The sequence below is a fragment of the Variovorax sp. Soil_C_12 genome (genome assembly GCF_057657375.1).
Genome location: NZ_JBDGIO010000002.1, coordinates 143,997 through 166,177, shown reverse-complemented (window position 1 = coordinate 166,177; position 22,181 = coordinate 143,997). Strand labels below are relative to the sequence as shown.

18 protein-coding genes and 1 pseudogene are annotated in these 22,181 nt (G+C 70.0%); 4 read left to right on the top strand and 15 right to left on the bottom strand.

Annotated features, from left to right (window positions below; all coding sequences use genetic code 11):
* Positions 1-57 precede the first annotated feature (57 nt).
* Genes AC3A6X_RS05715 through AC3A6X_RS05705 form a run of 3 tightly spaced genes read left to right on the top strand, consistent with a single transcriptional unit; the run spans position 58 to position 5,953 of the window.
* Positions 58-1,290 carry a TolC family protein gene (locus AC3A6X_RS05715; RefSeq protein WP_487841249.1) on the top strand — a complete coding sequence of 411 codons (1,233 nt, stop codon included), beginning with the start codon at positions 58-60 and terminating at the stop codon, positions 1,288-1,290.
* A complete protein-coding gene (locus tag AC3A6X_RS05710) occupies positions 1,287-2,810 on the top strand; it encodes an efflux RND transporter periplasmic adaptor subunit (RefSeq protein ID WP_487841248.1) in 1,524 nt (507 codons plus the stop codon). Before AC3A6X_RS05715 ends, AC3A6X_RS05710 begins: the two co-directional genes overlap by 4 nt.
* Positions 2,807-5,953, top strand: coding sequence for an efflux RND transporter permease subunit (locus AC3A6X_RS05705; protein WP_487841247.1), 3,147 nt, complete (start codon positions 2,807-2,809; stop codon positions 5,951-5,953). Before AC3A6X_RS05710 ends, AC3A6X_RS05705 begins: the two co-directional genes overlap by 4 nt.
* 148 nt (positions 5,954-6,101) lie before the next feature.
* On the opposite strand, the gene AC3A6X_RS05700 is transcribed toward AC3A6X_RS05705, so the two are convergent.
* The 13 genes and pseudogenes from AC3A6X_RS05700 to AC3A6X_RS05640 form a co-directional block, all read right to left on the bottom strand.
* Complete coding sequence (locus AC3A6X_RS05700; protein WP_487841246.1) at positions 6,102-6,653, bottom strand: SMP-30/gluconolactonase/LRE family protein; 552 nt, start codon at positions 6,651-6,653, stop codon at positions 6,102-6,104.
* Positions 6,654-6,771: 118 nt separating this feature from the next.
* Positions 6,772-7,302 (bottom strand): annotated as a pseudogene (locus AC3A6X_RS05695) (SMP-30/gluconolactonase/LRE family protein); the annotation flags it as partial.
* A gap of 375 nt (positions 7,303-7,677) precedes the next feature.
* The gene (tagF, locus tag AC3A6X_RS05690) at positions 7,678-8,250 is read right to left on the bottom strand and encodes a type VI secretion system-associated protein TagF (RefSeq protein ID WP_487841245.1); all 573 of its coding nucleotides are present in this window, start codon (positions 8,248-8,250) and stop codon (positions 7,678-7,680) included.
* Positions 8,244-11,567 carry a type VI secretion system membrane subunit TssM gene (gene tssM / locus AC3A6X_RS05685; protein WP_487841244.1) on the bottom strand — a complete coding sequence of 1,108 codons (3,324 nt, stop codon included), beginning with the start codon at positions 11,565-11,567 and terminating at the stop codon, positions 8,244-8,246. The genes tagF and tssM overlap by 7 nt, the downstream gene beginning before the upstream one ends.
* Positions 11,564-12,688, bottom strand: coding sequence for a DotU/TssL family secretion system protein (locus AC3A6X_RS05680; RefSeq protein WP_487841243.1), 1,125 nt, complete (start codon positions 12,686-12,688; stop codon positions 11,564-11,566). The genes tssM and AC3A6X_RS05680 overlap by 4 nt, the downstream gene beginning before the upstream one ends.
* Complete coding sequence (tssJ, locus tag AC3A6X_RS05675) at positions 12,685-13,914, bottom strand: type VI secretion system lipoprotein TssJ (RefSeq protein ID WP_487841242.1); 1,230 nt, start codon at positions 13,912-13,914, stop codon at positions 12,685-12,687. Before tssJ ends, AC3A6X_RS05680 begins: the two co-directional genes overlap by 4 nt.
* 146 nt (positions 13,915-14,060) lie before the next feature.
* Complete coding sequence (locus AC3A6X_RS05670; RefSeq protein WP_487841241.1) at positions 14,061-14,723, bottom strand: OmpA family protein; 663 nt, start codon at positions 14,721-14,723, stop codon at positions 14,061-14,063.
* A gap of 25 nt (positions 14,724-14,748) precedes the next feature.
* Positions 14,749-15,483: a head GIN domain-containing protein gene (locus AC3A6X_RS05665; protein ID WP_487841240.1), complete on the bottom strand. Its 735-nt coding sequence runs from the start codon at positions 15,481-15,483 to the stop codon at positions 14,749-14,751.
* Positions 15,484-15,516: 33 nt separating this feature from the next.
* Entirely contained in the window at positions 15,517-15,951 is a 435-nt protein-coding gene (locus AC3A6X_RS05660; protein WP_487841239.1) for a hypothetical protein, read from the bottom strand.
* Complete coding sequence (locus tag AC3A6X_RS05655; protein WP_487841238.1) at positions 15,935-17,551, bottom strand: DUF4384 domain-containing protein; 1,617 nt, start codon at positions 17,549-17,551, stop codon at positions 15,935-15,937. The genes AC3A6X_RS05660 and AC3A6X_RS05655 overlap by 17 nt, the downstream gene beginning before the upstream one ends.
* 28 nt (positions 17,552-17,579) lie before the next feature.
* A complete protein-coding gene (locus AC3A6X_RS05650) occupies positions 17,580-17,909 on the bottom strand; it encodes a hypothetical protein (RefSeq protein WP_309963335.1) in 330 nt (109 codons plus the stop codon).
* Between the two features lie 70 nt (positions 17,910-17,979).
* Positions 17,980-18,552 carry a hypothetical protein gene (locus tag AC3A6X_RS05645; RefSeq protein ID WP_309963337.1) on the bottom strand — a complete coding sequence of 191 codons (573 nt, stop codon included), beginning with the start codon at positions 18,550-18,552 and terminating at the stop codon, positions 17,980-17,982.
* A 215-nt stretch (positions 18,553-18,767) separates the two neighbouring features.
* Positions 18,768-19,340 carry a hypothetical protein gene (locus AC3A6X_RS05640; RefSeq protein WP_487841237.1) on the bottom strand — a complete coding sequence of 191 codons (573 nt, stop codon included), beginning with the start codon at positions 19,338-19,340 and terminating at the stop codon, positions 18,768-18,770.
* Between the two features lie 177 nt (positions 19,341-19,517).
* On the opposite strand from AC3A6X_RS05640, the gene AC3A6X_RS05635 reads away from it, so the two are divergent.
* A complete protein-coding gene (locus tag AC3A6X_RS05635) occupies positions 19,518-20,477 on the top strand; it encodes an alpha/beta fold hydrolase (protein ID WP_487841236.1) in 960 nt (319 codons plus the stop codon).
* 5 nt (positions 20,478-20,482) lie between these two features.
* On the opposite strand, the gene AC3A6X_RS05630 is transcribed toward AC3A6X_RS05635, so the two are convergent.
* A complete protein-coding gene (locus AC3A6X_RS05630; RefSeq protein ID WP_487841235.1) occupies positions 20,483-21,379 on the bottom strand; it encodes a caspase family protein in 897 nt (298 codons plus the stop codon).
* Between the two features lie 5 nt (positions 21,380-21,384).
* On the bottom strand, positions 21,385-22,005 hold the full coding sequence (locus AC3A6X_RS05625) for an anti-sigma factor family protein (protein WP_309963345.1): 621 nt from the start codon (positions 22,003-22,005) through the stop codon (positions 21,385-21,387).
* Positions 22,006-22,181 lie beyond the last annotated feature (176 nt).

The following is a 22,181-nucleotide window of genomic DNA, read 5'->3' as shown; positions in this document are numbered from 1 at the left end:
GCGCTGGCGCGGCTTGGCCGCTTGCCGGCGAACGCTTCGTTCGTCTTCGGAGAATCCATGTCCATCCCCCTGCTGCGCGCGGCCGCGTTCGCCGCCGCCATGCTGCCCTACCTGGTAGAAGCCGCCCCCCTGTCCCTTGAGTCTGCCCTGCAGCTCGCTGTCCAGCGCTCCGAAGCCGCTCGCGCGGGCCGCTCCGGTGTGCTGAGTGCCACCGAGGCATCCCGAGCGGCCGGCCAGCTCCCGGATCCGGTGCTGCGGGTCGGCGTCGACAACCTGCCGGTCACCGGCGCCGACCGCTTCAGCACCACGCGCGACTCGATGACCATGAAGCGCATCGGCATCAGCCAGGAGTGGGTGTCGCCAGCCAAACGCGCTGCGCGACAGGCTGCGGCAGAAGCGGCGATCGAACGGGAAGCGGCGCAAGCACGGGTGGCCATCGCTGACACCCGCCTGCAGACCGCGCTGGCCTACCTCGATGCCCTCTACGCCGGCGAGATGCTCAAGCTCACCACCCTGATGGAGCACCACGCCCATGAGGAGCTCGAAGCCGCACGCGCTCGGCTCGCATCCGCAGCCGGCAGCAGCCGGGAAGTGCTTTCCCTCACCGGCGCCAGGGGCAGTTCGGAGGACGAATCTGCCGAGGTTCGGCAACAGCAAATCGCCGCCAGGCTCTGGCTCCAGCGCTGGGTCGGCGTGATGCCCGACGATCTGGCGCCGGTGCCGGACGCGCCGCTTCCGACTGAGGAGGCCTACGTTGCGGGCCATCCTTCCGTGGCAGCGATGCGGCGAGACCTCGAGCTGGCGAAGCGGGCAGCGGCGGTAACCGGCACCGAGCGCGCACCGAACTGGACTTGGGAGCTCGCCTACGGCCAGCGCACCGGTTATTCGGACATGGTCTCCTTCGGTGTGAGCATCCCTCTGCCCATCGCGGCAGGCGAGCGTCAGGACCGGGAAACCGCCGCGAAACTGGCCTTGGTCGACAAGGCGGAAGCCGACTTGGCCGAGGCGATGCGCGCCGCCGCAGCCGAGTACCGGACCCTCGACAGCGATGCCCAACGCTTGCAGCAACGCATCGAGCGCTTTCGCGCCGGCGTGCTCGTTCCGGCCGGTCAAAGAACGATGGCCGCCACAGCGGCCTACCGCTCCAACCAGGCAAGCCTGTTGACCCTCTTCGAGGCAAGACACGCCGAAGTCGAAGTACAGCGCAAGCTTCTGACGCTCCAGCGCGACCTGGCCAAGGCCCAGGCGCGACTTGCCTTCCGGCCGCTTTCCGCAGAGGTGACACCATGAAGACAGGTCATCTGACAGCACTTTCGGTGCTCGCTGCGCTGCTGATCGCGGGCGGTGCCTTCTACGTCGGCCGCACGACGGGCCGGGTGTCCGGGAGTCCCATGGCGCCTTCGTCGGCGCCGGCCAGCACGGACGGCCGCAAGGTCCTCTACTGGCACGACCCGATGGTCCCGGGCCCTCGCTTCGACAAGCCCGGCAAGTCCCCCTTCATGGACATGCAGCTGGTTCCCGTGTACGCCGACAGCGATCCCAGCGCTGGCGCCAGCGGCGTGAAAATCAGTCCCGGTGTGCAGCAGAACCTCGGTATTCGATACGCGACAGTGCGGCGCGCCGAGATCTCTTCGTCGTTCGACGCCATCGGCGCGGTGCAGTTCGACGAGCGCCTCAACGTGGCGGTTCAGACCCGTGTCGCAGGCTATGTCGAACGGCTCTCGGTGCGCGCGCCGATGGAGCGGGTGCGCAAAGGCCAAGCCCTGGCCACGATCTTCGCGCCGGAGTGGCTGGGTCCCCAGAACGAGTGGCTTGCACTCCAACGCGCGGGGGCCCAGCCGGACCTCATCGCAGCCGCGCGCGAGCGCATGCGGGCCATGTCCATCCCAGCCGAGCTCATCCGCCAGAGCGAGAAATCCGGTAGCGCGCAAGCGCGCTTCGTGCTGAGCGCGCCAGCCAGCGGGGTGATCGCCGAACTGGGCGCGCGCGAAGGCGTCGCCATTACGCCCGGCATGACGCTCTTCCGTATCGCCGGCCTCGAGAAGGTCTGGGCCGTGGCCGAGGTCCCCGAGGCGCAGGCGGTGCACCTCACGCGTGGCCAGAAGGTCAAGGTCGTCCTGCAGGCCGATGCTTCCCAGTCATTCGAAGGCGAACTGAAGGAAATCCTGCCGGAGGTCAGCACGTCCACCCGCACCCTCAAGGCCCGTTTCGAGGTCGACAACGTGCAGAGCAAGCTCACCCCCGGCATGCTGTTGCGCTTGCAGGTCGCCGGCCCAAAGAGCACGCGCCTGGTGGTGGCCTCCGAGGCCGTCATCCGCACGGGGAAGCGCGCCGTCGTCATCGTGCGCAAGGACAACGGCACTTTCGAGCCACGAGACGTGACGCTGGGCGCGGACCTGGGGGATGAGCTCGAGATCCTCCAGGGACTGACCGAGGGCGAGCAGGTTGTCGCGAGCGGCCAGTTCCTGATCGACTCGGAAGCTCGACTGCGATCGGTGCTGGGCAGCATGGCTCCTGCCGCGGTGGCCGCCTCGACCGGGCCGGGGCCGGCAGGGGCGCCGACACCAGCCTCATCGCATCGCGCGGAAGGCAAGGTGGAAAGGGTCGAGCGCGACGGCCTCACGATCTCCCACGGGCCGGTTGCGTCCCTCAGGTGGCCGGCCATGACGATGGGGTTTTCCAAGCCGACGCCGGACGCCTTCCCCGACATCAGGCCGGGGGACCCGATCCGCTTCGAGTTCAAGGAAGGCGGCCCCATGGGCTACGAGCTGCTCTCTGTGCAGCGCGTGCAACAGGCAGCCAAAAAATGATCGCCGCCCTCATCCGCTGGTCGATCGGCAACCGCTTCCTGGTTCTGCTCGCGACCTCGCTGCTGATCGCTGGCGGCATCTGGTCGGTCCTGCGGACGCCGCTCGATGCGCTGCCGGACCTGTCGGACACGCAGGTCATCATCCGCACGCCGTTCCCCGGCAAGGCGCCCCAGGTGGTCGAGGACCTGGTCACCTACCCATTGACCACGACGATGCTCAGCGTGCCGGGCGCGAAGACCGTTCGTGGTTACTCCTTCTTCGGCGACTCGTTCGTCTACGTGCTGTTCGACGACAAGGCAGATGCCTACTGGGCGCGCTCGCGCGTCGTCGAATATCTCAACCAGGTGCAGAGCCGGCTTCCCGCCGGTGCGAGCGCCTCGCTGGGACCGGATGCCACCGGCGTCGGCTGGGTCTACGAGTACGCGCTGGTCGACCGCACGGGCGGGCGGGATCTCGGTCAACTGCGCGCGCTGAACGACTGGTTCCTCAGGTTCGAGCTGAAGACTGTTCCTGACGTTGCCGAGGTCGCCAGCGTCGGCGGGATGGTGCGCCAGTATCAGGTCGTGCTCGATCCTGATCGCATGCGTGCGCTGGGCGTTTCCCAGGCTGTCGTGGTCGAGGCGTTGAACAAGGCCAACCAGGCCGCCGGCGGGTCCGTGGTGGCCCTTGCCGAAGCCGAATACATGGTCCGCTCGCGCGGCTACCTGCAGTCGCTGGAGGACTTCCGCATCATCCCTCTTTCGGTGTCGGGCGCGACGCCGGTGTTGCTGCGCGATGTGGCAACCATCCAGATCGGTCCCGAGATGCGTCGCGGCATTGCAGAGCTCGACGGCGAAGGGGAAGTGGCCGGCGGCGTGGTGGTCATGCGCTCCGGCAAGAACGCCCACGCGACCATCGAGGCGGTCAAGACCAAGCTCGAAACACTGAAAGCCAGCTTGCCCGCCGGCGTCGAGATCGTGTCGACCTACGACCGCTCGCTCCTGATCGATCGGGCGGTCGACAACCTGCGTTTCAAGCTCGTGGAGGAATTTCTGGTCGTGGCGCTGGTGTGCGCAGTCTTCCTGTTTCACCTGCGCTCGGCGCTCGTGGCCGTCGTGGCGCTGCCGATCGGGGTCCTGGCCGCATTCGTCGTCATGCACTGGCAGGGCGTCAACGCGAACATCATGTCGCTCGGCGGCATCGCCATCGCGATCGGCGCCATGGTCGACGGCGCGATCGTGATGGTCGAAAACGCGCACAAGCACATCGAGGCCTTCGAGACGCAGCAAGGCCGCCAGCCGAGCATTCCGGAGCGATGGCAGCTTGTCACCGAGGCCTCGTCCGAGGTCGGTCCGGCGTTGTTCTTCTCGCTCTTGGTGATCACCTTGTCCTTCGTGCCGGTGTTCTCGCTGGAGGCCCAGGAAGGCCGGCTGTTCTCGCCCCTGGCGTTCACCAAGACCTACGCCATGGCGGCGGCGGCAGGCCTCTCGGTGACGCTGATCCCCGTGCTGATGGGCTACCTGATCCGCGGCCGCATTCCGCACGAAGCAGCCAATCCGGTGAATCGTTTCCTGATGGCCCTCTACCGGCCTGCGCTGGAGCTGGTCCTGCGCTTTCCCAAGGAAACACTGGTCGTTGCGGGCCTGCTGCTGGCGCTGACCGTGGTGCCGCTGATGAGGCTGGGCGGCGAGTTCATGCCGCCGCTGGACGAAGGTGACCTGCTCTACATGCCCTCGGCCCTTCCAGGCCTGTCGGTGTCGAAGGCCTCCGAGCTCCTGCAGCAGACCGATCGCATGATCAAGACGGTGCCGGAGGTGGCGCGCGTTTTCGGCAAGGCCGGCCGGGCGGACACGGCGACAGACCCGGCGCCGTTGGAGATGTTCGAGACCACCATCCAGTTCAAGCCACGCGATCAATGGCGCACCGGCATGACGCCGGACAAGCTTGTGGAGGAGCTGGACCGTGCCGTGAAGGTGCCGGGCTTGAACAACGTGTGGGTGCCACCGATCCGCAATCGCATCGACATGCTGGCCACGGGCATCAAGAGCCCGGTGGGCATCAAGGTGGCCGGCGCGGAACTCGCCACCATCGATGCACTGACCACACAGATCGAAGCGGCCGTCAGGAACGTGCCCGGCGTGTCGTCGGCGCTTGCGGAGAGGCTGACCGGCGGGCGCTACATCGATGTCGATGTCGACCGCCTGGCAGCAGCACGCTACGGGCTCTCGGTAGCGGATGTGCAGGCGGTGGTGTCCACGGCGATCGGAGGGGACAACGTCGGCGAAGTCATTCAGGGGCGTGAGCGCTACCCGATCAACGTGCGCTACCCGCGCGAGTTCCGGGACTCGCTGCAGCGCCTGCGAGAGTTGCCCTTCGTGACCGACAAGGGCGCCACGCTGCTCCTTCAGGATGTCGCGAAGATCAGCATCGAGGACGGTCCGCCGATGCTGCGCAGCGAGAACGCGCGCCTATCAGGCTGGGTGTATGTCGACGTGCGCGGCCGTGACCTTCGCTCCGCAGTCAATGATATGCAGGCCGCGGTGGCGAAGTCCGTGAAGACGCCGGCCGGCTACGCGGTGTCATGGTCTGGCCAGTTCGAGTACCTGGAGCGCGCCTCCGAACGGTTGAAGCTGGTGGTGCCTGGCACCCTGGCTGTCATCATCGTGCTGCTCTACTTGCTCTTCAGGTCTTCCAGCGACGCAGCCCTCGTGATGGCAGCCGTGCCGTTCTCGCTCATTGGCGGCTTCTGGCTCGTATGGGCGCTCGGCCACTCGATCTCGGTGGCAACCGCGGTGGGCTTCATCGCGCTGGCGGGTGTCGCAGCCGAATTCGGCGTGGTGATGCTGGTCTATCTGAAGAACGCGCTCGCTCGGCGCCTCAAGGCCGGCGAGCCGATGAACGACGAGACCCTGCTCGCCGCGATCCGCGAGGGCGCCGTGCTGCGCGTGCGACCCAAGGCCATGACGGTCGCCGTTGTGATGGCGGGCCTGCTGCCCATCATGTGGGGCAGTGGCACCGGCTCAGAAGTCATGACCCGAATCGCCGCCCCGATGGTGGGTGGCATGGTGACCGCACCGCTGCTCAGCATGCTCGTGGTGCCGGCCGCCTGGTATCTGCTGCGTCGGCGTGGGGATTCAAGGCGATCGGTCACCCAACCGCTTTGACCAGCGGGGATCGTATGAGCACCGGCCGAGCAACCCTCCTCCGCGCCGGTCAGGGGCGCAAGAAGTAAGGTCCTCAGGTCAGGTCTCAGGCGGGAGTTCGAGGCCTGCGCGCGCCGAGACCGTGCGCGCGCGATGACCCGGCGCACGCCTAGCCGGGTGCCGCGCCTTGCGTGGCCGTGTACACGGCGTAGAGCGACTGGCTCGCGGCCATGAAGAGCCGGTTGCGCTTCGGTCCGCCGAAGCAGACGTTGCCGCAGACCTCCGGCAGGCGGATGCGCCCGATGAGCTTGCCGCCGGGTGTCCATACCGTCACGCCGCTGTAGCCGACGCGGCGCCCCGCATTGCTGGAGCACCAGAGGTTGCCGTCGACGTCCGAGCGCACGCCGTCGGGGCCGCACTTCACGCCGTCGATCATGAAGTTGTTGAACAGCTTGCCATTGCTCAGCGTGTTGTTCGGCCCGACGTCAAACACGTACATGTCGCCCTTGCCGCCCGCGATCGTGTCGCCCGGGCCCTGGCCGGTGCTGACGATGTAGAGCTTCTTGAAGTCGGGCGAGAAGCACAGGCCGTTGGGGTCGGGCACGAGGTCTTCGCCGGCCACTTGGGTGAGCGCGCCGCTCTTGTCGAGGCGGTACACCGCCGTCGGCAACTCGCGCTGGTAGCTGCCGATCTCGGGCGGCTGTCCCAGCTTGGGATTCAATCGCCCTGCCGTTCGCGGGACCGCCGGGCACGTCGACCGTGCCTTCGTAGAGCTGCGCGCCATAGGGCGGGTCGGTGAACCAGTAGCTGCCGTCCGGATGCGGCACCACGTCGTTCGGTGAGTTGAGCCGCTTGCCGTTGAAGTTCGACGCCAGCACGGTTGTCGAGCCGTCGAGCTCGTAGCGTACGACGCGCCGCGTGAGGTGCTCGCACGAGAGCTGCCGGCCCTGGTAGTCGAAAGTATTGCCATTGCTGTTGTTCGAAGGCACGCGGAACTCGCTCACGTGCCCGTCGTCCTCGCTCCAGCGAAGTTGCCGGTTGTTCGGAATGTCGCTCCACACGAGGAAGCGGCCGACCGAGCTCCACGCGGGCCCTTCGGACCACAGCGCGCCCGTCCACAGCCGCTGGATCGGCGCGTTAGGCTGGCGCAGGCCGTCGAAGGCCGGGTCGACCGTGAGCACGTCAGGGTCGGTGAAGTAGGTGGTGGGCGCGCCGCGGCGACTGAAGTCGCGGGGAGGCTGCGTGACGGTGCTGGGCGGGCCGATGGGCGCGCTGGCCGAGGCCGAGCCCGATTGCGCGCTCGCCCATCGCGGTATCACGACGGCACTCGCGACGGCGGCGCCCGCGCCGCGCAGGAATTGGCGACGCATCGCGGCGCGATTCGACACCGGCTGGAAATCCGTTGGCAGCATGACTCACCCCCATCAGATGGAAAGCGGCTCGCATCCTATGCGCTTCTTGCGCAGAACGCGACCCCGGGCCAGTGGCCCACCGGGTCGCGCCTCGAGGTGCGGCACCTTCGCCATCAGTTCAGTGGCATGCCTGCGGTTCATTCCAGGACGCGTTGTGATAGTCCCGCCAAAGCCCATGCTCCAAGTCGCGTTCCGATCTCATACTCGCCGAGGTCAACGAGAAGCTGGTGGGGTACGCGCGCGGCTGGTGGAAGGAGGAAGTCGATGGAACGGTGCTCCACATCCAGATGGGCGTCGTCGGGCCGTCCTGGCGGCGCCGCCCATTCACAGCAGTCAACTGCCGCAAGTAGGTTGAATATCCAGCAGCTCCAGCAACAACACCGGCTCCGGCGGCCAGGCCGCCAGCCGAGGCACCACATCCTGCGCAGCGGCTAGCCTCCACCAGAGGCTCGCCGGCTGCGGCGGCCAGGCCTCGGCGGGCTGGAAGTCCTGCGCGGAATGCGGCGGCAGGGCGGCGATCGCCGCCTCCAGCGCTTCGGGTCCTTCGGCTGCCGCGCCCAGCAGCGATGCGAGCCGTTCAGCGCTCTCGCCCGGTAAGGCCGGCACCGCCAAGCGTTCAGCCAGCGTCAGCGGAAAGGCACGCCCCACGCGGTCGTGCGAGGCCACCATGATCCCGCACCAGATCTCGCCGGGCGCCGGCAGCGCCACATAGCGCCACGGCGCGAATTCGCGAAGCCGTTCGCGCAGCGCGGCGCCGTCCAGCGTGGCGGCGGCGAGGGCGAGGCCGCGCTGCAGCCAGCCATCCCAGTCGCTGCGCCAGCGCGGCGGCAGGCCTTTACCGACGAAGTCTCCGCGCGCAGGGAGCTTGCCGTACCAGCACACGCGACGCGACGGCAGCTTCACCATGTTCCTTGCGGGCAACGGAAGCTGGCCAGCTCCCGCAGGGTCCAGATGTCGGCCTCGGGCGCGCCGGCTGCGCTCGCCTCGACCTCGAGGGTGCGCGAGTCGACGGCGAAGGCCAGCCGCGCGGGCGCGCCGCGCTCGCCCTTCCAGTCGCCGCGCAACAGCACGCGCAGCCAGGCGAACGCGCCCTCATGCACTTCGGCGCCGACCCCCGCGGGGCCGGGCGGCAGGATGCGCATCAGCACTTTCTGCGTCGAAGCCGGTCCCGGCCAGACCAGTTCCTTGGGGCGCGGCGGACCGTTTTCGAAGCGCAGCAGCTGGCCATCGACATCGATGCTGAACTGCAGCAGCGCGGCATCCATGCGCTGCGGCGTGAGGCGCAGCTTGAGCTCGGGCATCGGTGCCCCCGCCGGGAAGAACAGGGCGCCGATCGCGGCCGCCCGCTCGAAGGCGCCCGGCATGCCCGCATCGGCGGGCGCGCTGCGCGCCTTCCACGGCCGGCCCGAGGTGTCGACGCGTTCGCTCAGCTGGTTGCGCCGGAACTCGTCGAACAGCCCGCCGGGCCCGAACAGGCGCGCGAAATCGGAGGGCGCCATGTCGCGCGATGCGGCGGCGCCGAAGGGGAAGCGATCGCGCGTCAAGGTGCCGCAGGTCTGCGCGAGCTCGGCCAGCGCGGCATCGAAACCGGGCTTGGCGCCGCCGCGCGCGCGAATCAGGGTCCCGAGGCCGGTGTAGACCTTGCGCAGCGCGGCCGGCGCGCGGGCCGCCTCGGCGCGCAAGGTTGCGTCGAGCTCGGCATTGGCGGCAGCGCCGCGCCGGGCCGTGGCCAGGGCGTGAAGGCGGTCGAGCGCCTGCGGCCCAGCGCCTGCCGCGTAGTCGCCGAGCTCGCCGAAGCGGGCGCGCAGCGCGGTGTCGAAGGCGGCCTCGGCCGTGCTGCCGCCCTGGGCAGTCGCGCTGAACTCGTCGGCCAGGCGTGTCAGCAAGCGGCGCAGCGGCGAATCGGGCGCGGTGAGTTCCGTGGCCTGGCGCGAGGCGCCCTCCGCATCGCTGCCGGGCGCCAGCGCCAGGGCATCGAGCTGGCGCGACCAGGCGGCGATCACGCGCTGGGCATGGCGCTTGCCGACCTGCGTGCCGATCTCGTCGCGCCAGGTGCGGTCGCTCTTCAGGCGCCGCACTTCGCCGCCGGTGTCGCCGAGCACCCAGTCGGCCTCGTTCGCGAGCTCGTCGAGCGTCGCCTCGAGCGCCGGCGAGAGCTTGCGCCGCCAGTCGGCCGCGCTGGAATGCGCCGGCATCGGCCCGGCGCCGGTCGCTGCGAACATCAGCGGGCCGGCTGCACCGAGGCGCGTGGGCAGGTCCTGCGGCGGCTCGGGGTCGGCCACGCGCCGCAGCAGGCGCTCGTGCACGCGTTGCGCCAGCGGCAACGCCGCGAGGGCGCTGCGCGCCGCGCGCACCCCGGCATCGTCGGAGCGCATCGCCTCGGGCAGCCCGCTGCGCTCCAGCAGGGCATCGACATGGCGCGCCCATTCGGCGCGTTCGCCGGCGCCGCCCGCCTGCACCAGCGTCTGCTCGGCCCAGGGCCGCAATTCGCCGCGGACCAGCCGCTCCGGGCTGGCGAGCATCAATGAAGCGCGCAGTGCCTCGTAGCGCGTGGCGCTGTCCTCGGCCTCGCGCAGGTCGCGGCGCAGGCGCTCGACAAGCAGCGGCGCCAGACTGCGATCGAGCATCTCGCGGTAGGCCTGCTCCGCCGAGCGCGCCAGCCGCGGCCCCTGGAACAGCCCGAAGCCGAAGCCGGCGGGCGGCTCGTTCGGATCGATGCCGTCGTTCGCGGCCAGGCGCTCCAGCAGCGCATAGAGCGGCAGCACCTGCTCGAGCTTGGCCGATTCCAGCGAGCCGATGCGCTGGGTCAGCTGCTCGACGCGCGTGCGCACGGTGTCGACATAGTCGAGGTTGCGGCGGTAGCTCTGCCACCACAGCGCGGAGGCGGCGAGCAGCGCGGCCCCGGCCAGGCCGGCGCCGGCCATCACGGCGCGCCGGCGCACGCGCAGCCGCTGCAGCCGCTGCCCCGCCAGCGGCGCTTCGGCGATCACCAACTGCTTGAGCAGCGAACTCAGGAAGAAGGACTTGCCGCCGGCATCGGGCCGCGCCAGCGGCTTCAGCGCCAGGCCGTGGCTGCGCGCGAGCTCGCCGATCACGCGGTCGATCGGATTGCCCTCCTGCGTGCCGCTGGTCAGCGCGATCGAGCGCAGGCGCTGCGCCGGTTCGGCGGCAATGCCGGCGAAGGCCTTGCGCACGAAGCCTTCGAGCGGCGCGAGCAGGGCTTCGAACTGGGCCGCGAAGGTGTAGAGCGGCAGGCGGCGCTGCGGCGTGTGCTCGCGCTGCAGCAGCTCGGGGCTGCGCTGCGCGAGGCGCTGCGCGAGCTCGGCCAGGCGCGGCCCGAGGTCGGCCGGGATGCCGGCGGCATCGGGGTCGAACACCAGGCCCCAGAGCTGCTCGCGCTGCGCAGCGTCGAGGTCGCCGAAGGTTTCGACGAAGCCGGCCAGCAGGTCGGCCTTGGTCACCAGCAGATAGACCGGAAAGGCGAGATCGAGCTCGCCGCGCAGTTCGTCCAGCCGCGCCGCGACCGCAGCCGCCTGCCGCGCGAGCTCCGCGCCGCCCTGCAGCAGGTCGGGCACGCTGACGCTGACGAGCACGCCGTTGATCGGCTGCACCGGCCGGTGCCGGCGCAGCAGCGCGAGGAACTGCTGCCATTCCCGGGCGTCGGCCGATGCGTCGCTGTCCTGCGTGGTGTAGCGGCCCGCCGTGTCGATGAACACGGCGTCCTGGCTGAACCACCAGTCGCAGTGGCGCGTGCCGCCGGCGCCCGCGAGCGGGTCGCGCCCGAGTTTCTCGGCGAGCGGAAAGCGCAGGCCCGAATGCAGCAGCGCCGTGGTCTTGCCGCCCCCGGGCGCACCGATGATCAGGTACCAGGGCAGCTGCTGCAGCTGCCGCCGGCCCTGCCACCAGCGCCGCGCGCCCTTGGCCTCGATGCCCTGCCGCAGCATCGCGAGCGCCTGGCGGAAACGCTGGCTCAGCTCGGGGCCGGCATCGCCGGACTCGAGGCTCTTCAGCAGGCGCTCGTTGCGCCGCCGGGCCAGCAGCAGGCGCAGCCCGCGCAGGCCGAGCAGCAGCAGCGCGACCAGCACCAGCAAGGCGACGCGGGCGCGCACGTCGTCGAAGGGATGCCAGGAGCCGACGGCGAGGAGCGGCGCCGCGAACCACAGCAGGGCGCCTGCCGCGCCGAGGTTCACGGCACCTTGCGCGACGCGGGTGGGCGCCTTCATTCCGGGAACAGGACGATCTCGACCCGGCGCAGCGGCTTGCCGCCCGTGGCGTCGACGCGGGCCTCGACCGCGAGGCGCGCATCGCCGAGCTGGGGCCGCAGGAGGTCGGCGGTGCCGCGCGCCCATTCCATCGCCTGGTGCCAGGCCGAGGGCGTTCGGGCCGTCGGGGGATCGCTGCCGTCGGTGTAGCCGACGACGAGCACCTTGCCCGGCTGCCTGGCCAGCGCGGCGCCGACGCGCTTCAGGGGGGCGGCGGCGTCGCCCAGCGCGTCGGCGCCGATGACGACCACGCTGCGCAGCGCCTCGTCGCGCACCGACAGGCGGCCGGCGTCGATGTCCTCGCGCAGGTTCGAGGCGAGCCGCGGCGGCGCCGGCGTGCCCGCCGCGGGCACGGCGGTGGCAGTGCCGGCCGGCACGAGCTTCTGCAAGGAGGCCAGCACGCCGTCGACGCGTGCCGCCAGTTGCAGCTGGCTGGCGCTGTAGATGCCCAGGGCCAGCACGCCCAGCAGCAGGACCGCGGGCAACGCGACGCGCGGCGCCCGCGGCGGGCTGGCGGCCGCCGCTGCGCAGTGCCAGGGGGCCACCAATGCCGGCGCCGGCGCCGCCTGCTGCAGCGCGAGATGCACGCGCGAGCGCAGGTTCTCGTGGTCGCGGTTGTCGAGCACCCTGCGCGCGCGCAGCCCGAGGCTCAGGCAGGTGTGGAAGAGCTCGAGCAGCGCGCGGTGCTCGCGCGGCTTCTCGGCCAGCCGCGCCAGCAGGCGCAGCAGCTTGTCGCCGCCGTTGGCCTCGCCGTGAAAGCGCTGCAGCAGTCCGGCGCCCTCCGCCCCCCAGGGCGCCGCCTCGAACTGCTCGTCGCCCCAGGCACACAGCACGTAGCTCGCGGCGGCGACGGTGGGCTCGTCGACGCCTGCCGCGCGTGCATCCGCTTCGAAGCGATTCACCGCCGCAGCCAGCGTGCGGCGCAGCGCGGCGGGGTCGGCGGGCGTCGCGTCCCGCAAGCCGGCCATCAAGGCGACCAGGGGAAGCGCCTGGGCGCGCAGCGCCCGTGCGGCGGCTGGCTCGTCGACGCTCTCCGCCTGGCCGGAAGCCGGCGCTGCGGGGGCGGCGACGGGCCGCTTCACTTGGCCCACCCCAGCTGCAGCTGGCGCGCCTGCGCGTCGACGCGCACGCGCGCCAGCGCCCCGACGGGCAAGGGCAGGATGGCACGCCACTGCGAGCGCTCGATCTCCCGGAACGCACCGAACACGGCGAGGGCGCGCGCATCGCCGCTCAGCTCCAGGGCCAGCTCGCGCGCCTCGCCCGGGCGCAGGTGCAGGCTCTCGCGCACGAGCACGTTCGAGCCGAGGGTCGCCTCGTCGTCGTCGTAGAGGCTGTCGAAGCTCGCCTTCTCGAATCCGCTCGCATCGCGCAGCACATAGACCCGCAGCGCCAGCGAGGCCGAGGCGTTGCGGGCATCGGTGTTCAGGCTGCGCTGCGCCTGCACGAGCAGATGCAGATTGCGCTTGGGGCCGGCCAGTGCCGGCGCTGCCCCGGGGTTGAACATGAAGTTCACGACCATCGAGGTGTTGACCCAGGGGATCTGGCGCTGGGCGGTGTCGCGCAGCACCTTGACGCGCACCGCCTTCATCATGTCCTCGACTTCGACGCCCATGGAGCGCAGCTCGGTGGCGAGGTGACGCGTGTAGATGCTGTTGCCGCCGATCGGGCCGTCCTCGGCGACCCCGCCCGGGGCCGCGGAGAAGGCAATGAGCGCACCCGGCGCCGCCATCTCGGCCAGGCCGTTGGCGTTGCGCGAGCGCCCGCGCGCCGCGAAGGGGTCGTTGCGGCAGGCGTCGATGATGAAGATGCGGGCGCGTGGACGCACCCGGTCGACGTGCGCGAGCAGCGCCTCCTGCAGGTCGATGGCCTCGTCGCGCACCTCGGCCTCGTCGCGCAGCGCGATGTCGACCGGCAGCAGGTAGTTGCGCCCGCCGATCTGGACGCCGTGGCCGGCGTAGTAGAAGACCGAGGCGACCTGGTCGTCGTCCATGCGGCGCGCGAATTCCCGCAGCACGCGCTTGAAGTCGCGGGCATTGAGATTGAGGTATTCGCCCACCTCGAAGCCGAGGGAACGCAAGGTCTGCGCGACCAGGCGGGCGTCGTGCTCGGGGTTGTTCAGCGGAATCTCGGGGTATCGGCCGTTGCCGATCACGAGTGCGATCCGGCGTTGCCGGGTGGCCTCGACCTTGGCCTGCGGCTGGGCCTGGGCCTGGCAGAGCCCGCTCCACAGAACAGGCATGAGGCCGAGGAAGGGGAGCAGGCGGCGGCGACTCACCTCACCGAATGCCTGGACTTCGAGAAGTCTCATGCTGGTCTTGCCCCCTCGGGTATTGCTCCTTCTCCCCCTGGGAGAGGGAGCCTGTCGCGTCCCATTCTCGGCGCTGCGCAGCGGCGGCACAAGAGGAGGGCGCGGCACGCGCGGCAGGGCGATGGCACAGCCCCGGCAACGCCCGTTCAGCTGCCGCGGAACTGCACGCGGCGGTTCACGGCGGCGGTGGGATCGGCGGGCTCGACCAGTCGGGCTTCGCCGTAGCCGACCGTCTTCAGGCGCGCGGCGTCGATGCCGTGGCGCTGCACCAGGTAGTCGCGCACGGCGCGGGCGCGGTTGCGCGACAGCTCGAGGTTGTAGGCATCGCTGCCGGTCGCATCGGTGTGGCCTTCGACCGTGACGATGCTGTTCGGCGCCAGCAGCTTGATGCCTTCGGCCAGTGCGTCGAGCTGGGTCCGTGCGGCCGGAACGATTTCGGCGGAGTCGAAGGCGAAGCGCACCGGCAGGGACAGCGCGGAGGCGTCGCCGTTCGCGTCGTCGGGCGCGGCAGGCGCGCGGGCCGGGGGACGCGCCGAGGTCTTCGCCAGGGCGACCGCCGCTGCCGCGACGTACTTGGTCGGGGTTGCCGCTGCGGGCGCATCGTCGAGCAGGCGGATCGAACGTGTGCCGTTGCCGAGCACGGCGGCCACGTCGTGCGGGCTCACGAGCTGGCCTTCGCGATACATGACCACCTTCTCGGCCTTCACCTGGGGGGTGAGGAAGGCGGCGGCGAGGGCGAGGGCGAGGGTGCTGAGGTAGCGGGTCATGTCGGGCTCCTTGGGCGTGGCGTTGAATTTCTCGATGCCCATGGGTTGCGCGCGCCGCCTGCGCGGTTCAATCTTTCTCGATCGTGCCGATGCCGCGGATGGAGCGCGTCACGGCCGGGTCGCCGTGGTAGCGCACGTGGCCCACGCCGCCGATGCGCACGGCCAGCGTGCTGCTGGCGGCCAGGCGCACCTCGCCGTTGCCGTCGATCGCGACCTCGGCGCGTTCGCTGGCGAGCTTGGGCGCGGTGTAGCTGCCCATGCCGGTGATGGCCAGTTGCTGGGCCGTGACCTTGCCGCCTCCGACGGTGACATCGCCGGCGCCGGTGATGCGCACGTCGAGGCTGCGCGCGTTGTCCAGGCGATCGAGGCGGATCGAGCCGCCGCCCGCCAGCACCAGTGCGAGCGCGTCACTGCGCAGCGGGCCGATGCTGATCGCGCCGGCCGTGCGCGACTCGAAGGCGCGCAGCGTCCGCACGCCGAGCTTCATCCGGATCGGCTGCTGGGTCTCGATCCGGCCGGGCGACAGGCCGATGAGCAGGCGCCGGTCGCGGATCTCGGTCGTGATCTTGCGCAGCACTGCGGGCTCGGCTTCGAGCGTCAGCGTCTCGCTGGGGCCCTGTTCGATGCTGACTTCGCCGGCGACGGCGAACACGACCTGGTCGAAGTCGGCGACGCTGCGGGTCTCGGTGGCTGCCTGGGCCGGCCCGGCCAGGGCCGCGGCAAGTACCGCGGCCGATCCGGCGGCCAGGGCGGCGGCCCGGAACGAGCCCCGTGCCGGGAACACACGGGTGAACCAGTTCATGGTGCAGCTCCCTGGGTGCCGCGGGCGCTGGCCTCAGCGCGGCAGCGCGAGGTTGGGCTCCGGGGGGAAGGGGCGCGCCTGGCAGGTGGTCCAGCCGGAGTCGGTGACGATCATCGAGCCGCCGTTGCGGTCGGTCGCCACCAGCTTCGCGCCTTGCCGTGCCTCGGGGCCCAGGGTGACCGGCCCCTCGTCGAACAGCAGGCGGCCGTACTGCCAGCAGCGCAGCCGATAGGTGCCCTGTCCCTTGTGCTTCGATACCGGCGTCGAGGCCGGGGGCGGGGGCGCTGGCGGGAGCCCGCTCCCGACGCGGTCCTCGGTGGCAGCGGCGGCGGTGGCGACGCCTGCAGTCGCGCCGAAGGGCAGTTGCAGCAGACCGACCACGGCGGCCAGGGCGACCCCGCTCACGGCGGCCAGGCGGATGCCGAGCCACTTCGCACGGCCAGGAAGGGATTCATTTGGCTTGGACACGGAAGTTCTCCTGGGCGAGCGTGCCGCCGCTGGCTTTGAGGAAGGCGCCGCGAATCAGTTCGAGCGTGGCGCCGGGCAAGGGCTCGAAGTCGGTGCCGACCAGGGCCTGCGGCAGCGAAGCCATCACGTCGCGCTGCGTTGCGAAGCAGGAGATGGTCTCGGGCACGCCCTTCGTGTTCATCGTGAGCTGGAAGCGCATGGCGCCGGGCAGCGTGAGCGGCTGGGCCGCAGCGATGCGCGAGTCGCGGGCGAATCGGTTCGGGAAGAAGCGGATGACCTTGGACTCCTCGTCCTGCAGGTAGCAATAGACATGCGCGTCCTGCGAGGGTGCCAGGGAGAGGCTGATCGACTCCCCGCGGGCGAATCGGGTCTGCTGCCTGGGTGCCGTCACCGACAGCTTCAGCGGCGCCGCGGCTGATGCGGCCGCCGCTGCCGCCGCGGGCGAGGCGGATGCTGCGCTTGCCACCACCGGAATCGATGCGGGGGCCCCGGCCACCGTGTTCGGCGCAACGTAGCGTGCCGGCTGGTCCGGGCGCTTGATCTTGGTGTGGTCGGCGGCGAGGAAGGCGTAGAAGAACTCCTCGTTGAGCACGGCCTCGCGGCTCAGGCCCAGCGCGGCGCGGTAGTTCGCGATCGCCTCGTCGATGGCCGGGTTGAATTCGCCGTCGATCGGGCCGTCGTAGAACGCGCGCCGGCGCAGCTGGTTCTGGAAGTAGGCGATCAACTCGATGCGGGTCGAGGCCATCGCGTGGTACCAGTCGAACATCTCGAGGCGCGTTTCGTCGTTCTTTTTGGGGTCGGTCACGCCCAGGCAGCTCCAGTAGGGCGTCTTGGTGAGCTTGCCGATGAGTTCGACCGCCGCCAGCTCGACCAGTCCGCGCAGCGCCTGCGTCTGGCCTTCGGCCTTCGCCAGGTTCATGCTGTAGTTGATGCCGAACTTGTGGTACGCGGCGTCGCCATCGATGCCGCTGCCCTGCTTCAGGATCATCACGGAGTTGCGCGAGGTGACGCCGGCGAGCACCGCCATGTCGCTGGTGGTCAGCACGCTCAGGTCGAGCGCCAGCATGCTGGAGCCCGCATCCTTGGCGGCGCCGAGGTTGATGAAGGGTGCGAAGCCGATGCCGAGGTCCTTCTGGTTCTTGACCAGGTTCTCGTCGAACTGCGAGACGGAGCCCTTGATGTCGTAGAGCGGGATCGCCTGGTAGGCCGCCGCGTTCTGCGCCGAAGCGAGATAGCTGATGACGTTCGCCGTGTCCTTGCCGAAGGCGACCAGGCGCACCGCACGGCTGCGACGCGACATGTCCGACACCGACGAGATCAGCATGTCGCGCGTGCCGGCGTTCAGCTTCTTCGTTTCGTCGGTGATTTCCTCGGTCAGCATCGTGATGTCACGCACGCCGTAGTCGAGCAGCAGCGTGTCCATGCAGCGCAGCGCATGCGAGAAGCCGGTGATCGAGCGCTGGGGCCGATCCTCGGGCCCCTTGCGGATCTCGTTGGTCTGGTCGATGGTGGGCTGCTTGACCTCGAGCGTCTGGCAACCGGCCAGGGCGGCGAGGGTGGCGGAAAGCGCGAGAAGGCGCGCGGCTTTGGGCGGTTTCATGTCATCTCCCTTGGGCGGGACGTTGTGCTCAGCGGCACCCGCCGCGGCCGACGATGTTGATCGCGTTGGGTGCGAATACGAAAACCTCGCGCGGCCCGGCGCCGATGCGCCCGCCGGTGTCGATGTTGCCGATGTTCTGACTGCCGCAGGTGCTGGAGTCCGAGGAGTTTCCCTGTGACCTTCCCTGCTCGTCGGCCTTGCGCTCCTGGGCGGCAATGCGGATCTTTTCCTTTGCGATCTTGGCGCGGAAGCGCGTATCGACGCCCATCAGCTCCTGCCCCGCGAATGCGTGGGCGCCGGCACCCAGCGTGACGGCGGCGAGGACGATGCGGGCGGTGAGGGCGAGGCTTGCATTCATGGTGGTCTCCTGGGTGGGGAAGCGCCGGCGGGGGGAGACGCCGGCGCAGGGAAAGAAGAAGGACGAGGTCTTACTTCGCGACGCCGACGCTCTGGTCGGCGGTGGACAGGAAGCCCGCGGCGGTGTTGACCTGGGCCGTGGCGAGCACGGTCGAGTTCGTCAGCTTGCCGCTGCCTTGCGCGCCGCCGATCTGCTGGCGCGCCGTGGACAGGAAGCCGCCGGCCACGTTGCTCACGCCGGTGGCGCCGACGAAGCTGCCCTGGACCTTGCCGTCGTCCTTCGCGAAGCCCACTTCCTGGTTTGCGGTGCTCAGGAAGCCGGCGGCGGTGTTGTTCACGCCCTGGGCGACGATGGCGGTCTGGCTGATCTGGCCGTTCTGGGTGGCGCGGGCGATGCTCTGGTTGGCCGTCGACAGGAAGCCGGCCGAGGTGTTCACGGCGCCGTTGACGATCACCGCCGTGTTGCGGATCTTGCCGTTCTGCTCGGCCACGCCGACGTTCTGGCGCGCGGTGGACAGGAAACCGGCCGAGGTGTTGACGGCGCCGGTCGAGAAGACGCCGGAGTCGGTGATCTCGCCGGCCATGGCGGCACCGAAGACGAGGCCGAGCGCGGCGAGGACGGAAAGTTTGGAAGCGGCTTTCATGGTGATTCTCCTGAAGGGTTGGCGAGGTTGGGGTGGTGGCTTGCTGTTGCTTGCCTTCCGCTCCATGGGTTGCAGCGGCTTCGCAAACGGTTCAAGCGAATTTGCGTTCGCAGCACGAGTACGGCGCCTGGGTTGGCGGAAAGAAAAGACCCGCCGGCGCGGGTGCGCGGGCGGGTCGGATCGAGCGGGGAAACCGGGCCTTGCCCGGCGGCGGCTTACTTGGCAACGCCGATGCTTTGGTCGGCGGTGGACAGGAAGCCGGCGGCGGTGTTGACCGAGCCCGTGGCGATGACCGTCGAGTTCGTCAGCTTGCCGTTGCCTTGCGCGCCGCCGATCTGCTGGCGAGCCGTGGACAGGAAGCCGGCGGCCGTGTTGCTGGCGCCGTTGGCGATGACCGTCGAGTTCACGACCTCGCCGTTGTCCTTGGCGAAGCCCACTTCCTGCGTGGCGGTGCTGAGGAAGCCGGCAGCCACGTTGTTCAGGCCGTTGCCGATGATCGTGCTGTTGGTGATCTTGCCGTTTTGCGTGGCGCGGCCGACGTTCTGCGTTGCCGTCGACAGGAAGCCTGCGGCGGTGTTGTTGGCGCCGTTGACGATCACGGTGCTGTTGGTGATCTTGCCGTTTTGCTCGGCCACGCCGATGTTCTGGCGCGCCGTGGACAGGAAGCCGGCCGAGGTGTTGACGGCGCCGGTGGACAGCACTGTGGAACCCGTGATTTCGCCGGCCATCGCGCCACCGAAAACGAGACCGAGGGCGACAAGGACGGAAGCTTTGCGAACGACTTGCATGATGATCTCCTGAGAGTGAGGGACTAGGGTTTGTGGTGGGGCTTGCCGATTTGCCTGCCTTCCCGCTGCATGGGTTGCGGCCGTTTCGGAAACGGTTCAAAGGATTTGCAGCAACTTTTCCCAGAAGGGTTCGAGCCGATTTCGGGCCGGCTGCACGCCAGCGTAGGATTGCCGGCCATGCTCGACGGCGCCCCGCCTGAACCGCCTCCACACGCGCCACGCCTGACGGGCCTGCGCGGCACCTGGAATGCGCTGCGCAATCTCGGGCTGGTGAGCCTCGGCACGCCCGCCGCCGGCGACTACGACAGCTTCACCGCCGGCGATGGCCAGGTCGTTCCCGTGTACGTGCTCGGCAAGGGCCCGCCCCTGGTGCTGGTGCATGGGGTCGGGTGCTCGCATCGCGACTGGATGCCGGTGGCGCGGCGGATGGCGCGGCACCATTGCGTGCTCGCCTGGGACGCGCGTGGCCATGGCAGCTGCCGGCCGGTGCGCGGCAGCATCACGCTGGCGCGGCTGGCGACCGACCTGGCCGAGATGCTCGATCACTTCGGGCTGCAGCGCTCGGTGCTGGTCGGGCATTCCATGGGTGCGCTGGCGCTGATGCAGTACCTGCATGCGTACGGCACCCAGCGCGTCGCGGCGGTGGCGCTGGTCGACCAGTCGCCGCGCATCGTGACGGACGACGGCTGGCGTCTGGGGCTGTTCGGCGGCTGCAGCGCGACGATGCTGTCGGGGCTGATTGCCGGGGCGCGCCAGGATCTGGCCGAGACGCTGCTGAACGAGGTCGGTGCGATCGGAGGCGCCTGGCTCCGGCGCCAGCTGGGTGTGGAGGCGCCGCTCGGGCGCATGCTGCGCCGGCGCCTGGGGAGCATCGACATCCGGCCGCTGCTCGACCTTGCCGAGTCGATGGCGCAGGCCGACTTCCGCGCTTCGCTGTCGCGCCTCGACGCGCCGCTGCTGGTCGTGCTGGGGGCGCGCAGTCCGCACTACGCCGGCGTGCCGCTCGACGCCTGGTATCGGGACACGGTCAAGCATGCGCAGATCTCGGTGTATCCGCGGGCCGGCCATTCGCCGCATGTGAGCGAGCCGCTGCGCTTCGCGCGCGACCTGGAGCGCTTCCTGGACGATCACGCGTAGCGGGTTTACCCGCAGCGGCCCTTGTCGTCCGATTTGAAGCAGAAGTCGGACGTCAGGCTCGAGGACTCCCAGGGCACCTGCGCGCGGCCGGTGTCCTCGGCCACGCCGATGCGCACCCGCTTGAAGAGCTGCTCGATCTGCAGCCCCGGCGTCGGCAGGTTGGCCAGCAGGTGACGGGCATAGACGCTGTGCTTGCCGCTGGCGCCGTCGAGCGCCACGCCGTTGGGCGCGGTCGAAAAGGCCACCAGGGTGCCCACGGGCGCATCGAGCGTCGCCAGGCCGCCCGGTGTCGCGCCGCGGAACTTCAGGCGTCGTCCGTCGGGGCCGACGATGACGCCGCCGGCGAAGGGGTTCACCCTGCAGGCATCGAGCACCACGATGTTGATGCCGGTGCGGATGGCGCTGAGCCGGTCGACGAACTCGCCGACGTCCGCGCTCTGGCGCTGGATTTCCTCTTCCGTCTGCGGGTCGGCGTCGACCGGCACCAGGTAGTTGCGGCCCTTCACCTGGACGCCGTGGCCGGCGTAGAACAGCATGCGAACCGAGGCCTTCGGAGCGCGCAGAGAAAACTCGCGCAACGACTCGATCAGTTCCGGAAGCCGGGTGTTCTGGCGCAAGGTCACGTCGTAGCCGAGGCCGCGCAGCGCCCCCGCGACGGCGGTGGCGTCGCCGGTCGGATTCTTCAGCGGGGCGGCGCGGTACGCGCCGTTGCCGATCACCAGCGCGATGCGCGACTCGGCGTTGTTGGCGCTGGCAGAGCGGTCCGTCGGAGTACCTTCGCCTCCGGCTGCGGTGCGAGCGCCTTCGGGCGGCCGGGCGGCGCTCATGGCGGGCGCCAAAGGCAGTGCCGCGGCGCCCAATGCGCAGCGCAGCAGCATACGGCGGGTGGGTAGCAGGGCCATGGCGGCTACTCCCGAGGCGGCACGCCGGGTGACAGGGAGGCGGTCTGGACGATCGGGGCGGCCTGCACCTTGGCGAGCGCCGCCGATTCGGTGCCGGCCGGCACGCGCAGGTAGTAGTCGCCGAGCTGCCCCGGGCCGCCGGCCAGCTCGCCCTGGATCTGGACCATCAGCAGGCGGATGTCGGCCTCCTTGGCGTCGGGTGCGAAGCTGATCTTCAGCATCGGCGCTTCGGTGACGCGGACGGCGTTCAGGGCGCGGATCTCGTTCTCGCTCTCCCGGACGTTGCCCAGCAGGTTCAGGATCACGCCGCCCTGCACGGCCACGAGCGCCAGCCCGGCCATCGCAAAGCTCGGGCGCATGCCGAAGTTGCCGAAGAAGGCGCCGATGCGCTCGGCCAAGGTCGGACGGTCGCCCTGGATCAGGCGCATGGCGCGCGCCAGGCCGATCGTCGCCGGCACGGCCGGGGCGCTTTCCCGTACGCGCATCTGCAGGGAGCGGTACCAGTCCAGCTCGCTGCGGGCCTCGGGGTTCTGTGCCAGGTAGGCGTCGACCCAGGCCCGGTCTTCGGCCCCCAGCGAGCCGTTGGCGTACCAGGGGAGCAGTTCTTCGAAGCGTTTGTTGTTCATGATGCCTGTGCTCCCGCGGCAAAGGTCGCAGCCTTGCGGTGCGGCAACGATGAAAAGATCTCGACCATGGTGACCACCAAGAATCCTTCGGCTCCCAGGAGCCCGTGACTGACCCGATCGTTGTCCATCCTAGCGGCGACTGTGGCGAGAGCACGCAATATAGTGCTCAACCCACC